Genomic DNA, 25,356 nt, shown 5'->3' with positions numbered 1-25,356 from the left:
TTTTTGTTTTATCTAAATCCCTTAACTGTGAGAAAATTAGCTTGCTGGGTATTGGCTGCAATGGCTATGACGGCCGTTTCCGCACAAACCCCCAAGAAAGCCGGCGCCGCGCAGGCCGCGGCTGCCAAAGCTGCCGCAACAAAAACTTCGGCCATTGCCCGCCCAAAACTGGTAGTAGGTATTGTAGTGGATCAAATGCGTTACGATTACCTGTACCGCTATTACGACCAGTATACCGAGGGCGGTTTCAAAAGAATGATGAATGAGGGCTTCAACTGCCAAAACAACCATTACAGCTACGCGCTCACGGTAACGGCTGCGGGGCACGCGTCCGCGTACACGGGATCGGTACCGGCGATCAACGGGATTGTGGGCAATGAATGGTACGACCCGATCGCGAAACAGGACGTGTATTGTGTGGAAGACAGCACGGTGAAAACCGTTGGAAGCAGCAACGTGGCAGTAGGTAAAATGTCTCCCAAAAATCTGCTCGTGAGCACGGTGACCGATCAGCTCCGCATCGCGACCAACTTCCGTTCCAAAACCATCGGTGTAGCGATCAAAGACCGTGGCTCGATCCTGCCCGCAGGTCATGCCGCGAATGCCGCCTATTGGTTTGACTCCAAAACCGGCAACTGGGTGAGCAGCACCTATTATATGGAAGACCTTCCGCAATGGGCCAAGGATTACAATGCAAAGAAAAGACCTGCCGAATATGCACAAAAAGGCTGGGGCCTTCTGTTGACCGCGGATGCCTATACACAAAGCTCTCCGGACGATGTGGCCTGGGAAGGAAAACTGCCGGGCGCGAAAAAGCCGGTATTCCCTTATGAGCTCGTCGGAATGGCGGGTGATGCATTCGGTATTGTGACCGATACACCCTGGGGTAATACCATTACCAAGGAAATGGCTATCGAGGCGATCAAAGGCGAACAACTTGGAAAAGGGAAAGATACCGATTTCCTGGCGATCAGTTTCTCGTCGACCGATAAGATTGGCCACCGTGTGGGACCGAACTCTGTGGAGCAGCAGGACGATTTTCTGCGCCTGGACCGCGAGTTTGCTGATTTGTTCAACTTCCTCGATGGCTGGGTAGGAAAAGGGCAATATACCGTATTCCTGACCGCCGACCATGGGGTGGTGGATGTGCCGGGCTTCGCGAAGGAGCACAAGTTGCCCGCAGGCCTGGTCGATCGTAAATTGCTGACCAACGCCGTTACCGACGCGCTGAATGAGGCTTTTGGAAAAGATAAATATGTGGTTGCTACCGACAACAACCAGCTTTATTTTGACCACAACCTTTTGAGAAAAAAGAACATCACTATCGCAGCCGTGCACAGCGTGGTACGTGACGCCGCATTGACGGTGCCGGGCATCGCCGACGTGATCGACCTGACCGACATGGGCAAAGCGCCGCTGAATACTTATCAGCTGGAATTGTACAAGAATAATGTGAATGCCAAGCGCAGCGGCGATTTGCAGGTAATTTCACAACCGGGGTGGTTCTACGGAACTTCCACAGGAACCTCGCATGGTACGCCTTATAACTATGATACCCAGGTGCCGTTTGTAATGTTCGGCTGGGGCATTAACAAAGGGGAGACGGTGAAGAGAACTTCCGTTTGCGACATTGCACCAACCATCGCTTCGCTGCTGCACATTTTACCGGCGAGCGGCAACATCGGACATCCGGTGGAGGAAGCGCTGAAAAAGTAATTTTAGTATAAAAACAAAAAGCCGTGGGGCCGAGTCAATCGGGCCCACGGCTTTTTGTTTGGATGAATGTTTCAGGATTCTTCCACGATCAGGACGATGCCCTCTGTTTTTTTGATCACTACCTTGCTGCCGGCCGGGATATTCTGATGGTTTTCCGAAACAGCTTTCCATTCGGCGCCGCGGTAGTATATACGGCCTTCGCCATTACCTGGAATGTCGCGGATCACCATGGCCGTTTCCCCGGTGAATTCGCTGTATTCGGGGCTGGAACGTCGTTCGAGCAATTTACGGGCGTGCTTTCGGAGAACGAGTAGTGAAACCAGCGAGATAGCCGAAAATGCCAGTATCTGGCTTTCAGTACTAGGGAGTAGTCCGATAGACGTGAGCAGGGAAGTGAGCAATGCGCCGGCTGCGAAGAAAACGAACACGAGCAGGACGCTGACCAGTTCTGCCAGGAGCATTACCAGCCCTACGACGAGCCAAATCTGTGGTAAGGTCAAATCCATGATACTATTGCTTATGTTCCGATGATTTGACTACGGTTAATGCCGTCGCGATCAGCGAACCCATGTCGGCGAGGTTGGCAGGCAGGATCAGGGTATTGCCGGCTTTGGCTATTTTACCAAATTGCTCCACGTAATTTTCGGCTACTTTCAATTGTACAGCTTCTGTGCCGCCTTCTTCCCGGATAGCCTTGGCTACGAGTCGGATACTTTCTGCTGTCGCTTCTGCCACCGATTTCAATGCCGAAGCCTCGCCTTCCGCCTCGTTGATTTGCCGCAAGCGGATACCTTCCGATTCCAGCACGACTTTCTGTTTTTGTCCTTCGGCTACATTAATCGCCGCCTGCTTTTCACCATCCGATTGCAGGATCACCGCACGACGCTCGCGTTCAGCCTGCATTTGTTTTTCCATCGCATTCAGTACGCTTTGCGGCGGGGTAATGTTCTTGATTTCGTAGCGGAGTACCTTCACGCCCCAGCCTGTGGCCGCTTCATCGATCGATTCGACGACCGCACGGTTGATCGTCATACGCTCCTCGAATGTCTTGTCCAGGTCCAGCTTGCCGATCTCACTACGCATTGTCGTCTGGGCCAACTGGATTACGGCAAAAGTATAGTCCGAAATACCGTAGGCCGCTTTCCGCGGGTCGATTACCTGGATGAATATGACGCCGTCCATGCGCACCTGCACGTTATCGCGGGTGATACAGATCTGCTCGGGAATATCCACAGCGGCTTCTTTAAGCGTGTACTTATAGGCAATCCGGTCGAAAAAGGGAATGATAAAATTGACGCCCGGTTGCAGGACGGCATAAAACTTTCCCAGACGTTCCAGAATGTAAGCACTTTGCTGTGGGACAACCTTGACGGTCATCAGAATGGTGAGCACCACCAGGACGAGCAGAACAATGAAAGGGGTCATAACAAGTCGGTTTAAGGTCTATGGCGAAAATAACACGAAGTGGCGTTCATTCCTATCGCTCTCGGACTAATGTAAGGTAATGGTGCCCGTCGGTCGATCTCCCGGATAAGTGGTCGCGCGACTAGGGGATCAATAGTTTCCTGCCTCCCAAATCGATGCCTGCACGCGTTCGCAAGCGCAAAATGTATACGCCTGCGGGCATGTGCGAGGCATTGAAAGTAAGGTCGGAAGCCGGCGTGATTTCCATTATTTTATGACCCGACAGATTGTAAAGCTCGCCGGTATAATCTTCCGTGTTTCGTTCAGCAGTACTTTCAATTGTGATTTTGTAAACAGGGTGACTAACCGGGTAAACAGACCATTTTACCTGCCGACAAGGCGATTTTACAGAGCGGATGGTGGAGTTTTCAAATGTGCCGTCTGTATCGGTGCTGCTGAAAAACGCAAACACCGCTGCCGTCACACTGATTTCCTGTACCGTAAATTCCGACATTTCAACAGCCTGCCGCGCGTCGGTATAGCGACGAAGGACAGGATATGGATCTTCTTTCAGATAGCCATAGGGGTAGCGATTCAGTGAATCCTGGATGATAAAACTCGAAGGCCGGTTCATCAGCAAAGAAGCGGCCGGCCCGAAAACCGGCACACCGGGTACGGGCTGCGCAAACTTGCCTGGAAGCGTCGACCAATGCAAAGGATACTGTGGCGAATGCACGCCGGCATTTGTGATGAAGCATTGTGACAGCGGATTATTGCCCAAAGGAATATCGAGCTGGATTTTAGCATAATTCAGCAAATCAGGCTTTTGCAGTATATGCGCAAACAAAATGTAGTCGAATGCATAGCTTTGAGCCATCCCGAAAGAACCGTAACCCACGTAACCCTTGAAATGGTGGTAGGCGCCATGGTAGGCGTGGATTTTCATGGTTCGGTTGAAATAATTCACCAATATTTCGCTGTTCAGCTTGTCTTTAAATTCGTCGACAAACGCATTGTTTACATCAAAAGTCGTGGTTGCATAAGCCCAGGCGGCTTTGAAAGTATGCTGCTGCCAGCTCATGGTCGCATGGAACTGATGCGGGATTTGACTGTACCATTCGTTAAAATCGGTATTGTATTGCGCTTCGCCGGTTGTTTTGTACAGTTCTGCCGCTGCCCATGCGCGGTTGTCGGCGTCGATAGGGTCGGGATAAGGGCCTGCCGAAATGCCGGGAACATTAACCGGAGGTGTAGGAGTGGTGTGGTTTTTCAGGAATGACCATGCATTGCGGGCTTTTTCGAGGCATAATGCGGCATAGGCGGCATTGGCGTTTTGGAAATTTCTGGCTGCCATGGCCATCGCCGCCGCGAATAATGCGGTCGACTGCGTGGTTTTTTCAGAAATGTAGAGGGTGTTTTGCTCTTCGCCCGGCAAACCTTGAGACCACGTGGCGGGAGTGACGCGGAAGTAAACGCCGCCGTCGGGCGCCTGCATTTGCATGAGCCAGTCGGTTTCATATCGGGCCTCGTCGAGCCAATCGGGAATGCCGTTGCCGCTTTCGGGGATATTGAGGTGGTTGTCGGGGAATTTTTCGGGGTAAATTTCAAACGCGGTGAAGATAATGAACAATGCGCTCGCCGCCGTGGGAACGTAACGCCCGTAGTCGCCTGCATCCAGCCAGCCGCCCAGCATGGGTAATGCGGTACCCGGAGGGTAGTCGGAGGCTGAATAGAGTGCTGAGTTAAGGTGCGAGGAATGGATTTGGGCGGTTTGAGCAGGTAACCCTTCGCGTGCCCATGCGCCGGCATGGATGGCGTCAAGTTCGCCGGATCGCTGGTAATATAATGCCCGGGCGGTGTTCAGGTAAAGTGTATTGTAGCAGTCCGAAGCGATGGTGAACATTTCGGAACGGCCATATCCGGGCACATAAACGTAGTATTTGCCAGGTGTTTCCAAAGCGGAAAAATCCATTTCAAACACACTTTCGCCACTGAATGCCGAGTCTGATTTGAGATACTGACAAGTTCCGGTGAATGCTACCTGCTGATCCTCATCCATAACCTGAAACGCAGGCGGTGCAAGCGAATCGATGGGCATAAACCAGGCATCACCCAAAAATCGCCCCAATTTCCCCAGTTTAGGGCTCGCGGGCAGATAACCTACTTCATTAGCCTTTACATTTCCTCGGATTTCGGCGTCGCTGAAAGTAAAGATGGTGTCCAGATTTGCAGTGTTACCATCGGTGTCGCTAATGTTGTCGACTTGTAAATGGTAGGAGGTGCCGTTTTTTAATGGTTTTTCAAAAATCAGGTACAATTCAAAAACGATGGTCGGCTCGTCGGACGGGCTAAGTCCCTTTACGAAGCTATGCCGACCAATCCGGACGGGCTGGGTGAACGTTTGATAATCAGGATCAATGGCTGATAGCAGCGAATAGCGCTTTGGATCATGGCAGCCCGTGGTGTCGAATCTTTCACTGATTGTCAGTGAAATAACGCGGTTGGAAATCAGTGACGATGTTATCACGTGATTGCCGGGTATTGAACCGGCTGGTTGGGCGTTGGCGTAGCTGGTCACCAGAAGGAGCAGCAGTAGCATTGTTCTTTCCATCACATTTCATGTTTGGTCTGTGACGGAATGCAGCATACTTGTGCCTTGGAGGGAGGCGAAGAAAAAGCAAATTCCAACCGGCGGTGCTTACTTATTGGCCGGTTGGAATAAACAGGGTTTCTTTTTGAAAGAGCCGGGTAAAAGGTTGCGATACGGGAACTAGTTCCTCAATATTTCCTTGGAAATAACGATTTTCTGTATTTCGCTTGTGCCTTCGCCGATGGTACAAAGCTTGCTGTCGCGATAGAATTTTTCGGCGGGATAATCTTTCACAAACCCGTAACCTCCGAATATCTGCACCGCTTCGTTGGCCACGCGCACAGCTGTTTCCGACGAGTGGTATTTGGCCACCGAGCTCGCCAGCGTCACTTTTTCTCCGGCGTCTTTCAATGCAGCGGCATGGAAAGTGAGTAATGACGAAGCCTGGACATCGGTGTACATGTCGGCGAGTTTGAATGCAATGGCCTGGAAGTCGCAGATAGCTTTGCCGAACTGCTTGCGTTCTTTGGAATAGGTCAGAGCTGCCTCATACGCGCCCCAGGCGGTACCTACGCCCAACGCGGCGATGGAAATGCGGCCGCCATCGAGCACTTTAAGGGATTGTATGAACCCGTCGCCGATCTCTCCCAATCGTTGGCTGTCCGGAATACGGCAATCCTGAAACAACAGTTCCACGGTCTCAGAAGCCCGCATTCCGAGTTTGTCTTCCTTGCGGCCCGCCGTGAAACCCGGTGTATTGGTGTCGAGCACGAATGCGGTGGCGCCATGCTTGTCGCCTGGTTCTCCGGTACGGGTCATTACGACCAGCACATCGGCGCTTTTGCCATTGGTAATGAAGTTTTTGGAACCATTGATTACCCAGTCGTTCCCATCCCGGACGGCCACTGTGCGCATATTGCCCGCGTCGGAACCGGTATTAGGCTCGGTAAGGCCCCACGCACCCACAAGCGAGCCCGTAGCGAGGCCGGGCAGGTATTTTTGCTTCTGTTCGTCGTTGCCGAACATGTAGATATGATTGGTACAAAGCGAATTGTGTGCTGCCATTGACAAGGCTACCGACGGATCGACCTTCGCCAGCTCGATAATAGCCGTAACATACTCGCGGTAGCCGAGCCCTGCGCCACCGAGGCTCTCAGGAATGAGCATACCCATGAGGCCGAGCTCTCCCAGCGATCTGAAAAGTTCTTTTGGAAAATGCTGCTGGTCGTCCCAGGTACGGATGTTTGGCTTGATGTGCAGCGCGGCGAAATCCCTGACGGTTTGTTTGATGAGGTTACAAATTTCGTCGGAGGGGTTTATAGTCAGGTCCTTTTCTCGTGTGTCCATAGGTGTTGATGATTATATTTGTGTGACTACCCAATGATAGTGAGAATGCGACAAATTCGCTAGCCAGTAACGAACAAATACAAATCGCGAAGGTGAACATTCGCCTAAAAAAATTACTTTTGCAACCGTCCTCACGCACTGGACTTAGTTAAGTACAATTCCCGGATTTTATTAAACAAGTGCCAAAACAGCTATATATAATTAACCGTTTATGAAAATTGCAGTAGTAGGAACAGGATACGTGGGTTTGGTGACAGGTACTTGCTTTGCCGAGACCGGCAACCAGGTGACTTGCGTCGATATCGACGTCAGAAAGGTTGAACGCCTTCAAAAAGGAGAAATACCCATTTACGAGCCGGGTCTCGACGTTCTTTTCGACCGCAATGTGGCCGAAGGACGCTTGTTGTTTACGACCAACCTGGCCGAAGGTGTCAAAGATGCGCAGGTGATATTCCTCGCATTACCAACGCCTCCGGGGGAAGACGGCTCTGCCGACCTGAAATATATTCTCAAAGTGGCAGACGATCTCGGGCCGATCCTGGATCAGTATGCGGTGATCATCGACAAGAGCACGGTGCCGGTCGGAACGGCTGAGAAAGTACACGCGGCGATCGCTAAAAATGCCAAAGTGGATTTCGACGTGGTGTCGAACCCCGAGTTCCTTCGTGAGGGCGTAGCCGTGGAAGATTTCATGAAACCCGACCGCGTCGTGGTGGGTACAACCTCGGAAAAAGCCAAAAAGGTAATGGAGAAGTTGTATGCCCCGCTGGTACGCCAGGGTAACCCTGTTATTTTCATGGATGAGCGCTCGGCAGAAATGACCAAATATGCAGCGAATTCATTCCTGGCCATGAAGATCACCTTCATGAACGAAATCGCGAACCTTTGCGAGAAAGTAGGTGCGAATGTGGACGATATTCGTCGCGGTATCGGTACGGACAGCCGTATCGGCAAGCGCTTCCTGTTCGCGGGGATCGGATACGGCGGTAGCTGTTTTCCGAAAGACGTTCAGGCGCTCGCCAAAACATCCAAAGATTACGACTATGACTTCCGCATCCTGAAATCGGTGATGGATGTGAACTACGACCAGAAAAAGAAACTGCTTCCGATGGTGGAAGGGTTCTTCGGTGATGGGCTGAAAGGCAAAACGATCGCAGTGTGGGGCCTGGCATTCAAACCATATACTGATGATATCCGGGAAGCTCCTGCATTGGAAAACATCGATGCATTGCTCGCAGCCGGCGCGAAAGTGACCGCCTATGATCCTGAGGCGATGCCTAATGTGAAGGGCGTTCTGGGCGATAAGGTTACTTTCTGCCACACGCCTTACGCAGCGCTCGATGACGCGGATGCGTTGATGATCTTTACCGAATGGCCTCAGTTCCGCACGCCGGAATTTGAGAAAATGGGTAAACTGTTGAAAAACAAGGTGATTTTCGACGGCAGAAACTTGTACGAACTCGATCAGATGCGTGAAATGGGTTATACCTATTATAGCATCGGTCGCGAGAAGGTGGTACCGGCCTGATCATAAAATAGTAAATACTCTAACTTACTCATCTTAATGAAACGTGTTTTAATTACGGGAGCAGCAGGTTTCCTGGGTTCGCACCTCTGCGAGCGTTTTTTAAAGGAGGGAATGTATGTGATCGGGATGGACAACCTGATCACCGGCGATATGCGCAATATCGAACACCTGATGCCCAACCCGAATTTCGAGTTTTATCATCATGATGTGACCAAATATGTGCATGTACCCGGCGAGCTCGATTACATTATGCACTTCGCATCTCCCGCCAGTCCGATCGACTATCTGAAAATCCCGATCCAGACGCTCAAAGTAGGCGCAATGGGAACGCATAACCTGCTGGGATTGGCCCGTGCCAAAAAATCACGTTTCATTATCGCTTCCACTTCGGAGGTATACGGCGACCCGCTCGTGCACCCGCAAACCGAAGATTACTGGGGCCACGTGAACCCGATCGGGCCGCGCGGCTGCTACGACGAGGCGAAGCGTTACCAGGAGGCAATCACGATGGCGTACCACCGCTACCACGGCCTCGAAACGCGTATTGTTCGTATCTTCAATACCTACGGACCCAGAATGCGCCTGAACGACGGACGGGTATTGCCTGCATTCATGGGCCAGGCGTTGCGCGGCGAGGACATTACCGTGTTCGGTGATGGTACGCAAACCCGCTCGTTCTGCTATGTGGATGATTTGGTAGAAGGCATTTACCGTCTGCTGATGAGCGACTATTCGTTGCCCGTTAACATCGGGAACCCGGCGGAGATCACGATCGGCCAGTTTGCGGAAGAGATTATCAAGCTGACGGGCACAGATCAGAAAGTGGTTTACAAACCGCTTCCACAGGACGATCCGAAACAGCGCCAGCCGGATATTTCGAAAGCGAAAGAAGTTCTGGGTTGGGAACCGAAAGTGCCCCGTGAAGAAGGTTTGCGCATTACCTACGATTACTTCCGCAGCTTGCCGAAGGAGCGTTTGTACGAAGAGTCGAACCACCGCGGTTTCGAAGGATTCAGCGCCAACAAATAATTGTATTAATCTATATTTTCCCCGGACTAAAGTCCAGGGCATTGCATGTTTCTTTTTGAATTTTAAGCAATCTTAATCCCATTGCCCCGGACTTCAGTCCGGGGACCTTAATCAAACAAAAAACCCGCTTTCGGCGGGTTTTTGTTTGGTTAAGGTAGGGAATCAGTCGTATTATACTTCCATGATCTCCCTTTCTTTCACGGAGAATATCTGCTCTATTTTGGCCACGAAGCTGTCTGTCAGTTTCTGAACGCGCTCTTCACTGGATTTTACCAAATCCTCGGAAACACCTTCCTTAGTTAGTTTTCTCAGCGAGTTGTTGGCATCCTGACGGATATTACGAACATTGATCTTCGCGGTTTCAATCTCGTTTTTGGCACGTTTTACGAGCTCGCGACGGCGCTCTTCATTCAATGGGGGAACAGAAATCCGGATGAGCTCGCCATCGTTAGAAGGAGAGAAGCCCAGGTTACTATTGCGGATCGCCTTTTCGATGTCGTTGATGATTTTCTTCTCGAAAGGTTTGATCGCCAGCGTCCGGGCATCGGGCGTGTTGATTGTCGCCACGTTCTGGATCGGCGTCATTGAACCATAGTATTCGATCTGAAGACCTTCCAGCATCTGCGGAGATGCTTTTCCGGCGCGGATTTTACCTAATTCAATAATAAGGTGTTTGATTGCGCCGTCCATGGTATCCTTGGCGTCATCCAGATATAATTCTATTTCTTCCATTGTTTTATAGTAAGCTGTATTTTTCTATTGGTTCGAGATCAGCGTTCCGACGTTTCCACCCATCACCAGATCGTACAGGTTGCCGGGTTTGTTCATATCGAATACGATGATCGGGAGGTCATTTTCCTTGCACAACGTGAATGCGGTAAGGTCCATGATCTTGAGGTTTTTGGCCAATGCCTCGTCAAATGATAGCTGGTCGTATTTGGTTGCCGTCGGATCTTTCTCCGGATCGGCCGTGTAAACACCGTCCACACGGGTACCTTTCAAAACCACCTCCGATTCCGACTCGATGGCACGGAGGCCCGCTGTTGTATCGGTTGTAAAATAAGGGTTCCCGGTACCTGCTCCGAAGATCACTACACGTCCCTTTTCGAGGTGACGAACAGCACGGCGGCGGATCAATGGCTCGCAAACCTGCTCCATTTTGATGGCCGACATCAGGCGTGTGTTCATTCCGTGTTTTTCCAGTGAGCTCTGGATCGCCATCCCGTTGATCACGGTCGCGAGCATGCCCATATGATCGCCCTGAACCCGGTCGATCCCGGATTTTTCCACAGAAGCTCCGCGGAAAATATTTCCACCACCAATTACGATTGCAACCTGCACGCCTACCTCGGTAATCCTTTTGATTTCCTTGGCATAATTGTCGAGAATGTTAAAGTCGATGACCTGGGCTTTGTCGCCCCCGTTGAGTGCTTCTCCGCTGAGTTTCAGTAATAAACGTTTGTATTTTGGTTCCGGCATGGTTGTGAGTGGTGTTTTGATCCGTAAAAATAAGCGGACGAAGTTCAGATTCACAAGTAATTTAGTGAAACTCCAATAATACCTGGTTTTTTTCCACAATCTGTCCGGGCGTCACTTTCAACGTTTTAATAACCCCGCTTCCCGATGATTTAATCACATTTTCCATTTTCATGGCCACCAGCACGAGCAGGTTGTCACCCTTGGCAATGCTGTCTCCTTCGGCCACGGCGATGGATTGGATCAGACCCGGCATAGGGGCTTTTACGTTGTTGATCTTTTGAGCGGAGCCATTCTGCATGCCCATTTTTTCGAGCAAAAGATCGAGGTCGTCCTTTGCCGTAGTGTGGTAATGCTGGCCGTCGATGAGCAAATGCGTCGTTTTTTCGGTCGGGTTACGGTCCAGCACTTCGATATTGTAGGATTTGTTGTTCCAGATAACGTGGAAACGGTTGTTGCCAAGCGCCGCAATGTCGCCGTTGAAAGCATTTCCATTGATAAACCAGCCTTCTTTCCGCTGGTCGATTTCAAATGCATGGCTGTTTTCAGGCTGCTCGGCCTGCGGCTTGTTGCCCACATTTACTTTCAGCATACCATTTCGCTGTAATCGTTCGCAATTTCTTTGAGGATGCTGTCGAGTTCGTCGAAGGTAGGCGCTTCCACGAGGCGCATTCTGTATGGTTTGAAGTGTTCCAGCCCTTTGAAATAATTGGTATAATGTCTTCTCATTTCAAAAACACCTGCTACCGGCCCTTTCCAGCGGATGGAGAATTCGAGGTGCCTGCGGCAAACATCCACGCGCTGCTCCATGGTAGGCGGCGGCAGTTTTTCACCGGTTTTGAGGTAATGCTTGATCTCGTTGAAGATCCACGGATTACCGATCGTCGCGCGGCCGATCATAATGCCGTCTACGCCGTAGGTATTTTTGTATTCCAATGCCTTCTCGGGCGTATCGATATCGCCATTGCCGAAAATTGGGATGGTAATGCGCGGGTTTTCCTTCACTTTGGCAATGAGCGACCAGTCGGCCGCGCCTTTGTACATCTGTACGCGGGTGCGCCCGTGAATAGACAGCGCTTTTATGCCGATATCCTGCAAGCGCTCCGCCACTTCCTGGATATTCTTCGTATTGTCGTCCCAGCCAAGGCGCGTTTTTACCGTCACCGGTAAATGCGTCGACTTGATCACCGACTCCGTCATTTTGACCATTTTGGGAATGTCCTGCAACAATGCAGCGCCCGCGCCGCGGCAAGCGACATTCTTTACGGGACAGCCGTAGTTGATATCGATCAGGTCGGGGTTCACGCGCGAGGCGATCTCTGCGCACGAGCCCATCGTTTCCACATCGCTGCCGAATAGCTGGATGCCCACCGGTCTTTCGTACTCAAAAATATCCAGTTTCTGAACGCTTTTAGCCGCATCACGAATGAGCCCTTCGGACGACACAAATTCGGTGTACATCAAATCGGCCCCGTTTTCCTTGCAGACCGCACGGAAAGGCGGGTCGCTGACGTCCTCCATAGGCGCCAGCAGCAACGGAAAATCACTCAGTTCTATATTTCCAATCTTAACCATAATCCTTCAACACCACTACGCAGTAATATGATAATAAACTGTAAATTTACACCAATTATGCAAAATAGTAACCCGAATCTGGCTGTTTCGCGCGTACCCGGCACCTGGGGCAGTTTATTGGTACTGGTCGGCTTCATGCTTATCGGTATGGCCGTAGGCAACGTACTGGCTGTAATGGCGCTCGCCGTTTACCTTGGCGCGGACACCGAAAGCGTTACAGCCCTGCTCACCCAGCTCTTTGCCGAACCTGAAAAAGTACCAAACGGGTGGAACGCGCTGATGATCATGCAAGGTACGGTCCATTTCTTTTCCTATTTGCTCCCGACACTCATTTATTGGTTCTATATCGAACGCCGCACCATAAGCGCCCTGAGCACGGAGCGCAAACCTGTATGGTACATTTGGGTACTGGTGTTTTTGCTGGTACTGGCATTTATTCCGGCGAACAGCAAGTTTATCGAATGGAATCAGGCGATGGATTTACCGGATGCATTGTCGGGCCTCGAAAAATGGATGCGCGATAAGGAAGACCAGCTTTCGGTGATGACGGAGTTTCTCACGAGTTATACGAATTTCGGCCAGCTGCTGATCGCTTTGTTCGTAGTAACGGTGTTGCCTGCTCTTGGGGAGGAAATCCTGTTCCGGGGGGTGATACAATCCAAATTGTACCTCGAATTACGCAATATTCATGTGGCGATCTGGGTGTCGGCGGCTATTTTCAGTGCTATTCACTTCCAGTTTTACGGCTTTTTGCCGCGTATGATGCTTGGTGCATTGTTCGGCTATCTGTATTATTGGAGCGGCAATTTGTGGGTCGCGATCCTGGCACATTTCGTTAACAATGGTTTTGTGCTGGTAATGATGTATTTACATAATGTAGGCCTGATAGAGATTAATATAGAAGAGGCAAAATCGATGCCGTTGATGCTCATTACGGCTTCGCTGGTTGTGTCTGCTGCCATTCTGCAGGTGATCAGAAAAAACGGCCAGGGGACGGGAACGGGTGTTCTGCGCAACTTTTAAGATAATTTAACATTTCAAAAATAATGGAGGAAAACTGGGCGAAGGCCTACCAGAGCGGACAGGCGATCCGGGCCGAAATAGCCCGCGAAATTTTGGAACAGAATGGAATCGGGGCGGTGATTGTGAACAAGCAGGATAGTAATTACCCGATATTCGGAAACTTTGAAGTGCATGTGCCCGCAGTCGAACTGGAAAAGGCCCAAACAATACTAACAAATGACGAAGCGCTTAAACAACCTGAGTAATTTACAGCAAAGGACCATCACCGGGTTGGCGGGCGTATTTGTTATTATTAGTTGCATTGTTTACAGTGAATGGTCATTTTTGCTGCTTTTTTGCGCCATCAGCTCCCTCACACAGCTCGAATTTTACAAACTGCTCGGCCTCGATGGTAACCAGCCACTTACATATTATGGCACGTTCTGTGGCACAGTCATGATGCTTCTTGCGTATTTGATAGAGCAGGACATTGTCGAGTTTGAAAACTACTTCATTATCAGCCCGCTGCTATCGATGATCTTTTTTATCAAACTCTATAAAAAGAACGATCTGAAACCCTTTACGAATATCGGTTTTACGTTCCTGGGCATTATTTACGTGGCATTGCCGTTCGCATTGATCATCGTGATGGCGCTGCGCGGAGGAACTTACAACTACGAGATCGTACTCGGTAGCCTGCTGCTCCTCTGGGCGTCGGATATCGGGGGGTATTTTGCGGGGACCAAGTTTGGGAAAAGGAAACTGTTCGAGCGCATTTCTCCCAAAAAATCCTGGGAAGGGTCAATGGGCAGTGCTGTCTTTGCGGGTATCATCGCATTTGCGCTGGGGCATTATTTCCGTACCTTCGAGCCCTGGAAGTGGTATTGCATCGGCGCGATTATCGTGGTGGTGGGTACGTATGGCGACCTGGTGGAATCGTTGTTCAAACGGAGTATCGCCATCAAGGACTCGGGGAGCAGTATTCCCGGCCATGGAGGCTTCCTCGACCGTTTCGACGGCCTTTTACTGTCGGCGCCATTTATTGTTACATTTTTGAAGTTATTTTCCTGAGCAAAATCGCTTTGTATAATTCATAGGGCAATGCCCGGTTACTCAGGTCGTTTGTAAAATAAGGAACGGAATTTTTACAAGCATTCGGCAAACACTATTTGAAGGGAAATTTATCATCGTGCTAATCAAAGTTTCCGGGCTTTCCCGGGGCGTAATCTGGAAGGAATGAAACGGAGTCTTTTAATATTTTTCCTCGTGCTGGCGGGAATGTTGTGTGGGCGGGAAGCATTTGCTCAGGGTGAACAGAAAGCGATTATCTTCTCGGGGGTGGTCGTGGGAGGTAAAACCACGGAGCGCTTGCCCGGTGCCACCATTTTTATCGTGAATGCGGGACGGGGAACGCTTGCCAAAGCCGACGGTTCATTTACTATCCCGGTTTTCCCGGGCGATAGCATTGTGTTCAGCTATGTAGGCTATAAAAAGCAATTCCACATTGTTCCAAGAGGTTACAACTCGGATATCTATTCGGCGATCGTGGCCCTGCGCGAAGATGTAGTGACCCTTTCCGGCGTTACCATCTACCCCTATTCAACCGAAGAGGAATTTAAGAAGGCTTTTCTTGCACTTAAATTGCCCGATCAGGCCGAGCGTGATGCATTGGCAAAGAGTACCGACCCGGATTATATCAATCGGCTTGCCGCTCAAATGCCCAACAATGCGCAGACCAACTATCGGTACTCGATGGACCAGCTGATGTTTGGTAGGGAATCGGCGGCGAACAAAGGTTTTGCTACGAGCTTCCCGTTCCTGAACCCGTTTGCATGGGCGAAATTTATCAAATCAGTCAAAAACGGGGACTTGAAACAGAAGGATTGGAGCAAAGAGCTGAATGCAACCCCGCGTGAAAATATCACGAAGCAGGATTTCATCGTGCCAAGCCCCGCCGAAGCGGAAGCTGCCAAAAAGCGGAGCGGAAACTAGCCAGCCGGTTCAAACTTCTTCAATTGCAAATCATTGCCGTCAAATACGGCATAATGCTGCTGGGTAACCCATTCGCCGAGGTTAATGTAGCGTGAATGTGCACTGACGTCCATGTCGAGCACGAGGTGCCGGTGTCCGAAAATGTAATAGTCGTGGGGAGCAGTAGCCTCCACATCGCGGCAATATTGGAATAACCATTCATGATCCGCACCCAGGAAGCGTTCTTCACCCTTATTCACATTCGCCAACCGGCTGCGCTTCGACCATTCGGAGGCGATCCACATACCTACGTCCGGGTGTACGACCCGGAAGAGCCATTGGAAGAACTTGTTTTCAAATACTTTCTTCAAAAACTTGTAAGTATGGTCTCCCGGGCCAAGGCCGTCGCCGTGGCCTACCAGCAGCTTTTTAGTACCTGATGGCGAGCTGATAGCGAAGCTCACCGGGTTGCGGTAAATGGGCGCACCGAGCTCTTCGGTGAGGTACCCCGACATCCACATATCATGGTTTCCTGTAAAAATCACGAGCTCGATTCCTTCGTCTGCCAACTCGGCCAGCTTGCCCAGCAAACGCACAAAGCCTTTCGGTATCGCCCGGTTGTATTCAAACCAGAAATCAAAAATATCGCCCACGAGAAAGATCACCTGGGCATCGTGTCTGATTGATTCCAGCCAGCTTACGATGCGCCTTTCGCGCTCGCGGCTCGCGGAGGCGGTGGGTACGCCGAGGTGAAAGTCAGACGCGAAGTAAATGCGCCGCCCAGGGGCAAGGGTAATGTTTTTTTGCTGGAATGAAAGACTCATGTAGATTGTACAAATGCGGTGCAATTTACGATGTTCGCGGAAAATGCAGCGATGGTATGGTTTTTCAGCAGGCTCTTTCTAGCTTGCAGCTATTTTAAAGAACCTGTGAAATGAAACGTTACCTATCCATTTTTGCCCTCTCGGTGTGTCTCCTGGGCGTTGTCGTGCCAGCGTTGGCGCAGGCCCCGAAAAAGATACCCGCCGACAAACAGCGCGTTACGCTCTGGAAGCCCGACAAGGGGCAGTACTATTTCAGCCACGCATTGATTTTTGATTATCAGAATAAAGCGGATAAAACCGCCGGGACGATCAAAATTCACCTGGACCCGGTTACAGGCGCCATGTGTTTTGTGAAGGAAACGAGTTTCGGAAAAGGCGGTAAAGCATTTGATTTTGTGATCGGCTTCCCCGACGGGAAATACATTTTCTGTGGAACCGATGAGGACGGTAAGAAAGTCAGGATCAATGAAGTGGTGAAGGAATTTAAGCCGGATGCGGATACTAAAAAGCAGCAGCAGGACGATTTCGCGACCTATGTGGTACCCACAGAAAACAAACGGGAAGAATTTGGCCTGACCAGCACCGAGTATGACCTCACTTACGCGACTTCGGGCACTCAGGAGAAGATCTGGCTTACCAAAACCCCATTTAGCGTGTACCCGCTCTACGGCCTCGAATTCGTCGAAAGCGCCGTAAGTCTGCCGGTTTCATTTGATTACATGAACCTGCTGCCTTCGGATTTGTTGCTTTCAGAGATTAATTCGAAAGACCTGGTCTTGAAATTGAAAAGTTTTGGCAAGGATCCTTACACGGCGAATGCCAAGGGTTATGCGGTATTGAAGGTGAATGACTGATGTTTGATAAATGTCAGTCTGAGCGAAGTCGAAGACAGTCAGTATGGAGCCGTCCCACATGCCCTTCGACTGCGCTCAGGGTGACATTTGTTATGCATTCTCTACTGGAACCGCGGTTTCCGTGCTAGCCTCCGCCTGTGCGCGTTCGGCCATTACCTCGGATAGCGGGCGCATATTGGCCGGAATTTCAGGTTCCTTGTCTTCATCCGCCGAATATGGGAACACATCCAGGATCGGGGTGAGGTTAATGTCCGTCACTTCGTAAGGGATCAGGAAGTTGCGCATGCTTTCGTTGATCCGGTCGAGTGCTTGCTGGATGCCTTCCGCATTGACCAGCATATAATTCACAATTTTCTTCTCCTTGCCGCTCTTTTCGTCCACGGAGAAGTAAATGACCTTGGCTTTGAACCACTGTTCGCCTTCCTCATAAGAAAAGAGGTCGGCCAGGCGCATTCTGCTGATGGCCGTCACACTGAAATCGCTGGCGTCGGTAAGGATTTGCTTGTACAATCTCGCTTCCGACTCGGTGTATGAAACTGCATCTACCAGATACGTCTCATTGATCGTTTTCAACCTTCCTGCTTCGTCTTCTTTTTGATACCGAATTTTTCCTAAATACCAGCTGGCCATTGTTCGTGTTGATTGGGTGAAAATTAGAGTGTGCAAATGTAGAGGCTGGTTCGAAAGCACGCAAAAAATAACACCAGAAACTAATAATCCCCGCCCCGGGTATGCGTTCTGATACCTACTGTTTAACTTGCGAAAAATACATTGTAATGAAAAAACACATTTGGTTGGCCGTAATCGTCGTTGTTGTGGCTGTAATGACAAGTTGCGGCGTGAGCCGTCAGGTTTCGGAAGCGAAGGTTTTTGGTGATTGTAAATATGATATTGCGTCGGTCGACAGCGTGTACCTCGCTGGTATCGACATTCGCGAGTTCCGGAATATCAGGAGTTTCAGTGATTTCGACCTGGCCAGATATCCGCGACTGGCCATGGGGTTACTCAGAAAAGACGTGCCGCTGAATCTCCGGGTTAATGTGGATATCACCAATCCTACCCGCAAGCGGGCGGCGATCAACCAGCTGGAATATAAAGTGCTGCTGACTGAAAGCGAAATTTTCAACGGCTACCTGAGCCAACTGATCGAAGTGATGCCGGGCACCACGCCTACGCGCGTACCTGTGAGCCTGCAAACCAATGCATACCAGTTGCTTTCCAACGACAAAACGCGCGATCAGTTTGTGAACATGATTATCGCCCTGACGGGCAAGTCGGACGCCAAGCCTTCGAAGTTCGTGGTGAAAGTAAGGCCGACGCTGGATATTGCCGGAAAGCAGGTCAATTACCCCGGTTATATTACTTTTGAAAAAGAAATAACCAGCCAGATGATCACCGGAACGCGGTAAGCAGGCGCAGTCAGTTCCCAAACTCCCCTATGTTTTGAAGCTATTTCTCGAAGATCCTCATTTGTTTGAGTATTACAGTCTCGTTGTTGTACTGCTGATACTGTTTGGGGCTACGTTTTGGATAGAAAAAATAAGATCCTGGCGGCAGTGGACCGGTATCGGACTGGTCGTATTACCCGTGCTCTATTTTTTCATCCTCCTTGATGCGCACGTCGTCAATATTCCTTATACCGACGATTTCAATCTACTTGAAACCGTGCAGAAACTGCGCAACTCGGGGAGTTTCACAGGAATGCTGAAAGCGCTTTTCGAGCAGGTGAACCAGCACAGGTTTGGCTTCGAGCGGATCGTCATGTTGATCATGTTCGCGCTGACCGGCTCGGTCAATATCAAAACGCAGATCATCATCGGGGACCTTTTCATGCTGGGAATAGGCTATTTGCTTTACCTAGGCCTGAAAAAGGAGCGCATTTCGTGGTACTGGTTCATTCCCGTGCCCTACATACTTTTCAATCTGGTTTACTTCGAAAACGCTTATTGGGGAATTGCGGCGCTGCAAAACACACCGCTGATCTTCTTTGCCATGCTTACCGTCCATGGCCTTGCACGTGAGGATGAAAAGGGCTTCCGCGTCGGACTGATTGCTGCATTGCTGACAACCTTCACGAGTGGCAGCGGATTGCTGGCGTGGATCGTAGGAATGATCATATTAACCTTTCAGAAGCGTTTCAAAAGCCTGCTCTGGTGGCTTGTGGCCAGCGTTGTGGTATTGCTGTTCTACTTCTTTTTCGATTACCAGTTCGTCAGTTCCCCGGGTGAAAAAGTCTGGAACCACCCGTTTTTCAATGCGATTTTCGTGATGGCGTTCTGGGGTAATGCCTTGTACCTCGACGTGAGGCATCCGCTTGTGCCGGTGTTTCACAAGGACATGATCGCTTGTGTTGTGCTGGGGGCCGGTATTGCATTAATCTTTGCGATCTGGGCATTAAGAACACTACTGGCACGCAAACCTGTCTGGTCGGACTGGTTCCTGCTTGGTACAATGATGTTCATCATGGGTACCGGTGCGATGTTCGTCATCAGCCGGCCGATCAACAATTACGTTATGTACGGCGGTACCGTGTTTTCGAGGCGGTACATGATATTCGGAATTGTATTGGTCGCTGCTTGCTATATCTGCGTCGTAATTGCTTTGAAGAATTTCAAATCCTGGAAAAAACTGGCGGCTATTGTTGCGATGGTGTTTTTTATCGGGTTGAATTTTGTGAGCTATTTCACTTCCATCGTATCGATACGAAAACTGCACGACGATCTGGTGATCGACAGCTACTTTTGGAAGAATTACAAAACATTCTTGACCATCGGGGACCTGTTTACCGACATCCCGTTCTGGAACCACCCCACGCGCATGCGCGACCTGATCATCGATCTTGAATCGGATGGGATTACGGATTTCTACCAGTTTTACGACATGCCCGCGCAGGAAGACCTGATCCGTCAGACCGCGTCGCGAAAACCGTTTGCGGGAACCTTCGATGCGCAGTTCCAGTACAGAAATGGAGAAAACAATCTTCCCGTCAAGTATTTCAAATTTTTTGTAACGCCGGAGAGGGCGCAGAAAGAAACCTTTTACATTGCGCTGGATTCGGGGCGGCATACGATCGTACTCCCTGCGGTTCCGGAGCATAATACGGTTTCCGATTTTTTACAAAAAGCTTCATATTACAGTAACAATTACCAGTACTCGCTTTACAAGCCGAAGCTTCCCGAGGGAAAATACCGCGCGTGGATCATGTCACGCGATGAATCCGGGAAGTGGAAATCGGCTTATACCGGAAAGCAAGTGTTATTTTACTAAGGCTGTCAATGCCTGCCCCTCATTTATGCAAATACTAACCTACAATCTGAACGGCATCCGCGCCGCATTAAAAAACGGCCTGCTCGACTGGCTGCAAACCACACCGGCCGATATTCTTTGTTTTCAGGAAGTAAAAGCTACGCCGGATGTGGTCGACCTTTCGGGTTTTCGGGCACTGGGTTATGAACTCGCGGGCTGGCACGCCGCCGAGAAAAAGGGTTACAGCGGGGTCGCGATATTTTCCAAAATCAAGCCGGACCTTGTTGTGGAAGGATGCGGCATTCCGGCTTACGATTCGGAGGGCCGCGTGTTAAGGGCTGATTTCGGCGATATCACGGTGCTGAACTGCTATTTTCCTTCCGGTACCAGCGGCGACGTGCGGCAGAGCGTGAAAATGCGCTTCCTTGCCGATTTCTTCGTTTGGGTAAATGAATTGAGAAAGGAGCGTCCGAACCTGATCATTTGCGGAGACTACAATATTGCACATACCGAAATCGATATCCACGATCCGGTCAGGAACCAGAAATCATCCGGCTTCCTGCCCGAAGAGCGTGCCTGGATGACCGAATGGTTTGCCAACGGCTATACCGACGCCTTCCGTTTCATGAACCCCACGCTCCGCCAATACTCCTGGTGGACCTACCGCGCCGGCGCCCGCGGCAACAACAAAGGATGGCGTATCGATTACATTTCCGTAGCCGAACCGATCAAAGACCGCATCACCGGTGCCCGCCAGTACAACGATGCCGTCCATTCGGACCACTGTCCGGTGTGGTTGGAAATTGAGTAGGGCATTGGGGTAAATGTGTGTTTCAATGCCGGTGATAATTGTTTATTTTTGATAGAAGCAAAAACTCAATGACCCATGGATGCCGAAATGCAGGTGACTTTAAAAATGGTTAGCCCGATGAGTGACGAAGAATTCTTTGAGTTCTGCCAAATAAACGACACACTAGAGTTCGAAAGGGACTCGCATGGAAACATTATAGTTATGTCACCAACAACAATGTCTACTTCGCGCCTGAATTTCCGCCTTGGTGGGGTTATGTTCAAATGGTTTGAGCAAACGGGCTTAGGTGAATTTTTGGAATCCTCGTCCGGCTTTACATTGCCAAACGGGGCCGTGAGATCGCCTGATATATCCTGGATCAGTCCGGAAAGATTGATTGATTTGGACGATGAAGAAAGAGAGAAGTTCGCACACGTGTGCCCGGATTTTGTAGTCGAAATTCGTTCCAAATCCGATTCAAAGCAATACGTACTTGAAAAGATGAAGGAATACATTGAAAACGGTACCCGTCTCGGCTGGATGATTGACCGGTTCGATCGTAAAGTATATATTTTTCGTGAAGATGGCTCGGTATCTACAGAGGATTTCGCCGCTGTACTTTCGGGTGAGAATGTTCTTCCAGGCTTAACAGTTGATCTGGGAAAGTTGATCAAATAGCCCAGATGTAAAATTTTTTATTTTGTTTCAATACTACCTCATCTACAAACCCTTCGGAATGCTTTCGCAATTCTCCCGCGAGGGCGATCATCAGACGCTGGCTGATCTCGATTTTACATTTGCCAAAGACATTTACCCCGTAGGCCGGCTTGACGCTGACAGCGAAGGGCTCTTGCTCCTGACGAACGACAATTTCCTCAAAACAAAACTACTCGAACCGCGTAACAGGCACACGCGTACGTATTACGTGCAGGTGGAAGGCGAGGTTACAGAAGAAGCTTGCCGGCAGCTTTCCAATGGCGTAATGATTTCTATCAATGGGAAACAGTACAAGACGCTGCCCGCCGAGATCTCGAAAATAAACGAGCCGGAGCTGCCGGAGCGTAATCCGCCGATCCGTTTCCGGAAGAATATCCCTACTTCATGGCTGTCGGTTACATTGCATGAGGGCAAGAACCGGCAGGTGCGGCGGATGACGGCGGCGGTCGGTTTCCCGACGCTCAGGCTAGTTCGCTGGTCTATCGGAAAAATTTCATTAGCGGATAAAAAAATAAATTTTCCTAAACCAGGGGACGTATGGGAAGTTACGCCGAAAGAGGCTAAACTTTTTTATGAAAGGACCTTTTGACGAGGGGATAAATCATTTGCCCTGACTTGCCAAACCGGAGAGAAGGCTTAATTTTGTACAAATCCTTGTTCTTAAAATTAGGCTGATAATTGGCAAAGGCACACAAAGAAACTCCGCTTAATAAACAATACAATCAGATTAAAGCCAAATATCCCGGAGCACTGCTGCTTTTCCGGGTTGGTGATTTTTATGAGACTTTCGGAGAGGATGCGGTAAGGGCTTCCAAAATTCTGGGCATTGTACTTACACGCCGGAATAATGGCGGTGCGCACGAGGAGCTCGCAGGTTTTCCACACCATTCATTGGATAATTATCTGCCCAAACTCGTCCGCGCGGGCGAGCGTGTGGCGATTTGCGACCAGCTGGAAGATCCGGCTGCGGCAAAAGGCATTGTAAAGCGCGGGGTAACGGAGCTTGTTACGCCGGGCGTGTCGTTCAACGATAATGTGCTCGATATTCGTAAAAACAACTATCTGGCGGCGATACACGTAGGCAGCGACGGTTTTTACGGGATTGCGTTCCTGGATATTTCCACGGGCGAATTCATGGCATCGCAGGGCAATGCGGCCTACGTAGACAAAATGCTCCAGGGCTTCGGCCCGGCCGAGGTGTTGTATTGCAAAAAACATAAGCAGGAATTCAACGAACTCTTCGGAGGGAAATACCATACTTTTCACCTGGAAGACTGGTGCTTCGGCTATGATTATGGCTATGAGCAGCTTACAGGCCATTTTCAGACTACAACTTTAAAGGGCTACGGCATTGAGTCGCTCCCGCTGGGCATTATTGCGGCGGGGGTGATTTTGCATTACCTGCGCGAAACCGAGCACAAGGAGGTCGCGCATATCAGCCGCATTACCCGGTTGGAAGAGGAGAAATATGTGTGGCTCGACCGTTTCACCGTCCGTAACCTGGAACTCGTGTATCCTCAACAAGAAGGTGGTGTACCACTGATCGACATCCTCGATCACACGGTTACGCCGATGGGCGCGAGGCAGTTGCGGAAATGGATGGTATTGCCGTTGAAAGACAAAGCGCCGGTTGAGGAACGTTTGGCCGCGGTTGCGCACCTCCTGGCACATGAGGAGCTCCATGAGTCGCTGGTTGGATACTTCAAACAGATCGGCGACCTGGAACGACTGATTTCCAAAGTGGCGGTGCGGCGTATTAATCCGCGGGAGTTGGTTCAGCTAAAAAAATCACTGAAACAGATTACCCCCGTAAAAGAATTGCTGACGGGCGGTATGCTGAATAAATTTGCTTCCCAGCTCGATACCTGCGACGCATTGGTCGAGAAAATCGAACGCGAGCTTCGCGATGACGCGCCGGTATTGTCCAACCAGGGCCGGATGATCCGGAGCGGTGTAGACAGCGAACTGGATGAATTGCACGCCATTTCTTACGAAGGCAAGGATTACCTGATCAAACTCCAGAACCGGGAGATCGAACGCACCGGTATTGGTTCGTTAAAAATTGCCTATAACAAGGTATTTGGCTACTATCTAGAAGTGACCCACGCGCATCAGAGCAAGGTACCTTCCGACTGGATCCGGAAACAGACCCTCGTGAATGCGGAACGGTATATTACGCCTGAGCTCAAAGAGTACGAAGAGAAGATCATGAATGCGGAGGATCGCATTTCGGCCATCGAATTCAAAATATTCAGTGAAATCGTTCAAACGGCTTCGGAGTATGTGGCGGCCATTCAGCAGAATGCGCTGGTAATATCGGCGCTGGATGTACTGAGTTCGTTTGCATTGGCTGCCCGGAAGAACAAATACGTGCAACCGGTCATCAGTGAGGGCAACGAGCTGGATATCAAGGAAGGACGCCACCCGGTAATCGAGCAGCAATTGCCGGTGGGCGAGAGCTATGTGCCCAACGATGTTTACCTTGACGACGCCAGCCAGCAGATCATCATCATTACCGGTCCCAACATGGCCGGTAAGTCGGCGTTGCTCCGGCAAACGGCATTGATCGTGCTGATGGCCCAAATGGGTAGTTTTGTCCCGGCCAAATCGGCTACGATTGGTCTGGTCGACAAGGTTTTCACCCGGGTAGGGGCGAGCGATAACCTCAGTAAAGGGGAAAGTACTTTCATGGTCGAAATGACCGAAACGGCCAGCATCCTGAATAACCTGAGCAGCAAAAGCCTGGTACTGATGGATGAGATTGGTCGCGGAACGAGCACTTACGACGGTGTTTCCATTGCCTGGGCGATTACAGAATACCTCCATAGCCAGTCAGATTGCCGGCCCAAAACGCTTTTTGCCACCCACTACCACGAATTGAACCAGCTTGCGGAGGATTTCCCGCGCATCAAAAACTTCAATGTAGCCGTAAAGGAAGTGGACAACAAAGTGGTTTTCCTGCGGAAACTCAAACCGGGCGGCAGTGCGCATAGTTTCGGTATCCATGTGGCGCAGATCGCCGGTATGCCGCAACCGATTGTCCTGCGCGCGAGTGAGATCATGCAACACCTGGAAAAAGACCACGTGGCGCACGAGCACAAGAAGCGGGTGAAGGATATTCCTAAAAACAATTTCCAGCTCAGCATTTTTGAACCGGCGGACCCGAAGCTGGACGAATTGAAAGAAAAATTGCTGCTCGTGGATGTCAACACACTATCACCCATCGAAGCATTGCTGAAACTGAACGAGTTCCAGAAGCTGATCAAGAAGTAAATTTATTTTCAATG

24 protein-coding genes are annotated in these 25,356 nt (G+C 50.2%); 14 read left to right on the top strand and 10 right to left on the bottom strand.

Annotated features, from left to right (window positions below):
• Positions 1-60: 60 nt before the first annotated feature.
• Positions 61-1,716: an alkaline phosphatase PafA gene (gene pafA / locus J7619_RS07390; RefSeq protein ID WP_291196525.1), complete on the top strand. Its 1,656-nt coding sequence runs from the start codon at positions 61-63 to the stop codon at positions 1,714-1,716.
• 71 nt (positions 1,717-1,787) lie between these two features.
• Here the strand turns inward: pafA and J7619_RS07385 are convergent, their stop codons facing one another.
• The 4 genes from J7619_RS07385 to J7619_RS07370 form a co-directional block, all read right to left on the bottom strand.
• Positions 1,788-2,222, bottom strand: coding sequence for an NfeD family protein (locus J7619_RS07385; RefSeq protein WP_291196287.1), 435 nt, complete (start codon positions 2,220-2,222; stop codon positions 1,788-1,790).
• Between the two features lie 4 nt (positions 2,223-2,226).
• Complete coding sequence (locus J7619_RS07380; RefSeq protein ID WP_291196284.1) at positions 2,227-3,141, bottom strand: SPFH domain-containing protein; 915 nt, start codon at positions 3,139-3,141, stop codon at positions 2,227-2,229.
• 121 nt (positions 3,142-3,262) lie between these two features.
• Positions 3,263-5,731 (bottom strand): glycoside hydrolase family 9 protein, encoded by a 2,469-nt coding sequence (locus tag J7619_RS07375; protein ID WP_291196281.1) that lies wholly within the window; start codon positions 5,729-5,731, stop codon positions 3,263-3,265.
• Between the two features lie 159 nt (positions 5,732-5,890).
• Positions 5,891-7,057: an acyl-CoA dehydrogenase family protein gene (locus tag J7619_RS07370; protein ID WP_291196278.1), complete on the bottom strand. Its 1,167-nt coding sequence runs from the start codon at positions 7,055-7,057 to the stop codon at positions 5,891-5,893.
• A 211-nt stretch (positions 7,058-7,268) separates the two neighbouring features.
• On the opposite strand from J7619_RS07370, the gene J7619_RS07365 reads away from it, so the two are divergent.
• Together J7619_RS07365 and J7619_RS07360 are read left to right on the top strand one after the other, a co-directional pair.
• Entirely contained in the window at positions 7,269-8,585 is a 1,317-nt protein-coding gene (locus J7619_RS07365; protein WP_291196275.1) for a UDP-glucose/GDP-mannose dehydrogenase family protein, read from the top strand.
• Positions 8,586-8,621: 36 nt separating this feature from the next.
• A complete protein-coding gene (locus J7619_RS07360) occupies positions 8,622-9,614 on the top strand; it encodes a UDP-glucuronic acid decarboxylase family protein (protein ID WP_291196272.1) in 993 nt (330 codons plus the stop codon).
• Positions 9,615-9,785: 171 nt separating this feature from the next.
• Here J7619_RS07360 and frr read toward each other — a convergent pair whose 3' ends face one another.
• The 4 genes from frr to dusB form a co-directional block, all read right to left on the bottom strand.
• Complete coding sequence (frr, locus tag J7619_RS07355; protein ID WP_291196269.1) at positions 9,786-10,346, bottom strand: ribosome recycling factor; 561 nt, start codon at positions 10,344-10,346, stop codon at positions 9,786-9,788.
• Between the two features lie 24 nt (positions 10,347-10,370).
• The gene (gene pyrH, locus J7619_RS07350) at positions 10,371-11,093 is read right to left on the bottom strand and encodes a UMP kinase (protein WP_291196266.1); all 723 of its coding nucleotides are present in this window, start codon (positions 11,091-11,093) and stop codon (positions 10,371-10,373) included.
• 61 nt (positions 11,094-11,154) lie between these two features.
• Entirely contained in the window at positions 11,155-11,682 is a 528-nt protein-coding gene (locus tag J7619_RS07345; RefSeq protein ID WP_291196263.1) for an acetyl-CoA carboxylase biotin carboxyl carrier protein subunit, read from the bottom strand.
• A complete protein-coding gene (gene dusB, locus J7619_RS07340) occupies positions 11,676-12,665 on the bottom strand; it encodes a tRNA dihydrouridine synthase DusB (RefSeq protein WP_291196260.1) in 990 nt (329 codons plus the stop codon). The genes J7619_RS07345 and dusB overlap by 7 nt, the downstream gene beginning before the upstream one ends.
• A 57-nt stretch (positions 12,666-12,722) precedes the next feature.
• On the opposite strand from dusB, the gene J7619_RS07335 reads away from it, so the two are divergent.
• From J7619_RS07335 to J7619_RS07320, 4 genes are all read left to right on the top strand, one after another.
• A complete protein-coding gene (locus J7619_RS07335) occupies positions 12,723-13,688 on the top strand; it encodes a CPBP family intramembrane glutamic endopeptidase (protein ID WP_291196257.1) in 966 nt (321 codons plus the stop codon).
• A 23-nt stretch (positions 13,689-13,711) separates the two neighbouring features.
• Positions 13,712-13,933: a DUF2007 domain-containing protein gene (locus J7619_RS07330; RefSeq protein ID WP_291196254.1), complete on the top strand. Its 222-nt coding sequence runs from the start codon at positions 13,712-13,714 to the stop codon at positions 13,931-13,933.
• Complete coding sequence (locus J7619_RS07325) at positions 13,905-14,738, top strand: phosphatidate cytidylyltransferase (RefSeq protein ID WP_291196252.1); 834 nt, start codon at positions 13,905-13,907, stop codon at positions 14,736-14,738. Before J7619_RS07330 ends, J7619_RS07325 begins: the two co-directional genes overlap by 29 nt.
• A 165-nt stretch (positions 14,739-14,903) precedes the next feature.
• Positions 14,904-15,659: a carboxypeptidase-like regulatory domain-containing protein gene (locus J7619_RS07320; protein WP_291196249.1), complete on the top strand. Its 756-nt coding sequence runs from the start codon at positions 14,904-14,906 to the stop codon at positions 15,657-15,659.
• Here J7619_RS07320 and J7619_RS07315 read toward each other — a convergent pair.
• On the bottom strand, positions 15,656-16,462 hold the full coding sequence (locus J7619_RS07315; RefSeq protein ID WP_291196246.1) for a UDP-2,3-diacylglucosamine diphosphatase: 807 nt from the start codon (positions 16,460-16,462) through the stop codon (positions 15,656-15,658). The genes J7619_RS07320 and J7619_RS07315 overlap by 4 nt on opposite strands.
• Positions 16,463-16,572: 110 nt before the next feature.
• Between J7619_RS07315 and J7619_RS07310 the strand changes: the two genes are divergently transcribed.
• Positions 16,573-17,316 carry a hypothetical protein gene (locus J7619_RS07310; protein ID WP_291196242.1) on the top strand — a complete coding sequence of 248 codons (744 nt, stop codon included), beginning with the start codon at positions 16,573-16,575 and terminating at the stop codon, positions 17,314-17,316.
• A gap of 90 nt (positions 17,317-17,406) precedes the next feature.
• On the opposite strand, the gene J7619_RS07305 is transcribed toward J7619_RS07310, so the two are convergent.
• Entirely contained in the window at positions 17,407-17,946 is a 540-nt protein-coding gene (locus J7619_RS07305; protein WP_291196239.1) for a DUF4494 domain-containing protein, read from the bottom strand.
• A gap of 146 nt (positions 17,947-18,092) precedes the next feature.
• On the opposite strand from J7619_RS07305, the gene J7619_RS07300 reads away from it, so the two are divergent.
• From J7619_RS07300 to mutS, 6 genes are all read left to right on the top strand, one after another.
• On the top strand, positions 18,093-18,725 hold the full coding sequence (locus J7619_RS07300; RefSeq protein ID WP_291196236.1) for a hypothetical protein: 633 nt from the start codon (positions 18,093-18,095) through the stop codon (positions 18,723-18,725).
• A gap of 34 nt (positions 18,726-18,759) precedes the next feature.
• Positions 18,760-20,583, top strand: coding sequence for a hypothetical protein (locus J7619_RS07295; protein ID WP_291196233.1), 1,824 nt, complete (start codon positions 18,760-18,762; stop codon positions 20,581-20,583).
• Between the two features lie 25 nt (positions 20,584-20,608).
• A complete protein-coding gene (locus J7619_RS07290) occupies positions 20,609-21,373 on the top strand; it encodes an exodeoxyribonuclease III (RefSeq protein WP_291196230.1) in 765 nt (254 codons plus the stop codon).
• A gap of 75 nt (positions 21,374-21,448) precedes the next feature.
• On the top strand, positions 21,449-22,030 hold the full coding sequence (locus tag J7619_RS07285; RefSeq protein ID WP_291196228.1) for a Uma2 family endonuclease: 582 nt from the start codon (positions 21,449-21,451) through the stop codon (positions 22,028-22,030).
• Positions 22,031-22,052: 22 nt separating this feature from the next.
• Positions 22,053-22,658: a pseudouridine synthase gene (locus tag J7619_RS07280; protein ID WP_291196225.1), complete on the top strand. Its 606-nt coding sequence runs from the start codon at positions 22,053-22,055 to the stop codon at positions 22,656-22,658.
• Positions 22,659-22,747: 89 nt separating this feature from the next.
• On the top strand, positions 22,748-25,342 hold the full coding sequence (gene mutS / locus J7619_RS07275; protein ID WP_291196222.1) for a DNA mismatch repair protein MutS: 2,595 nt from the start codon (positions 22,748-22,750) through the stop codon (positions 25,340-25,342).
• Positions 25,343-25,356: the final 14 nt, after the last annotated feature.

This window comes from Dyadobacter sp., from assembly GCF_017744695.1.
Lineage (GTDB): Bacteria > Bacteroidota > Bacteroidia > Cytophagales > Spirosomataceae > Dyadobacter.
The sequence above is the reverse complement of the archived record's forward strand: the minus strand, read 5'-3'. Positions and strand labels throughout refer to the sequence as shown.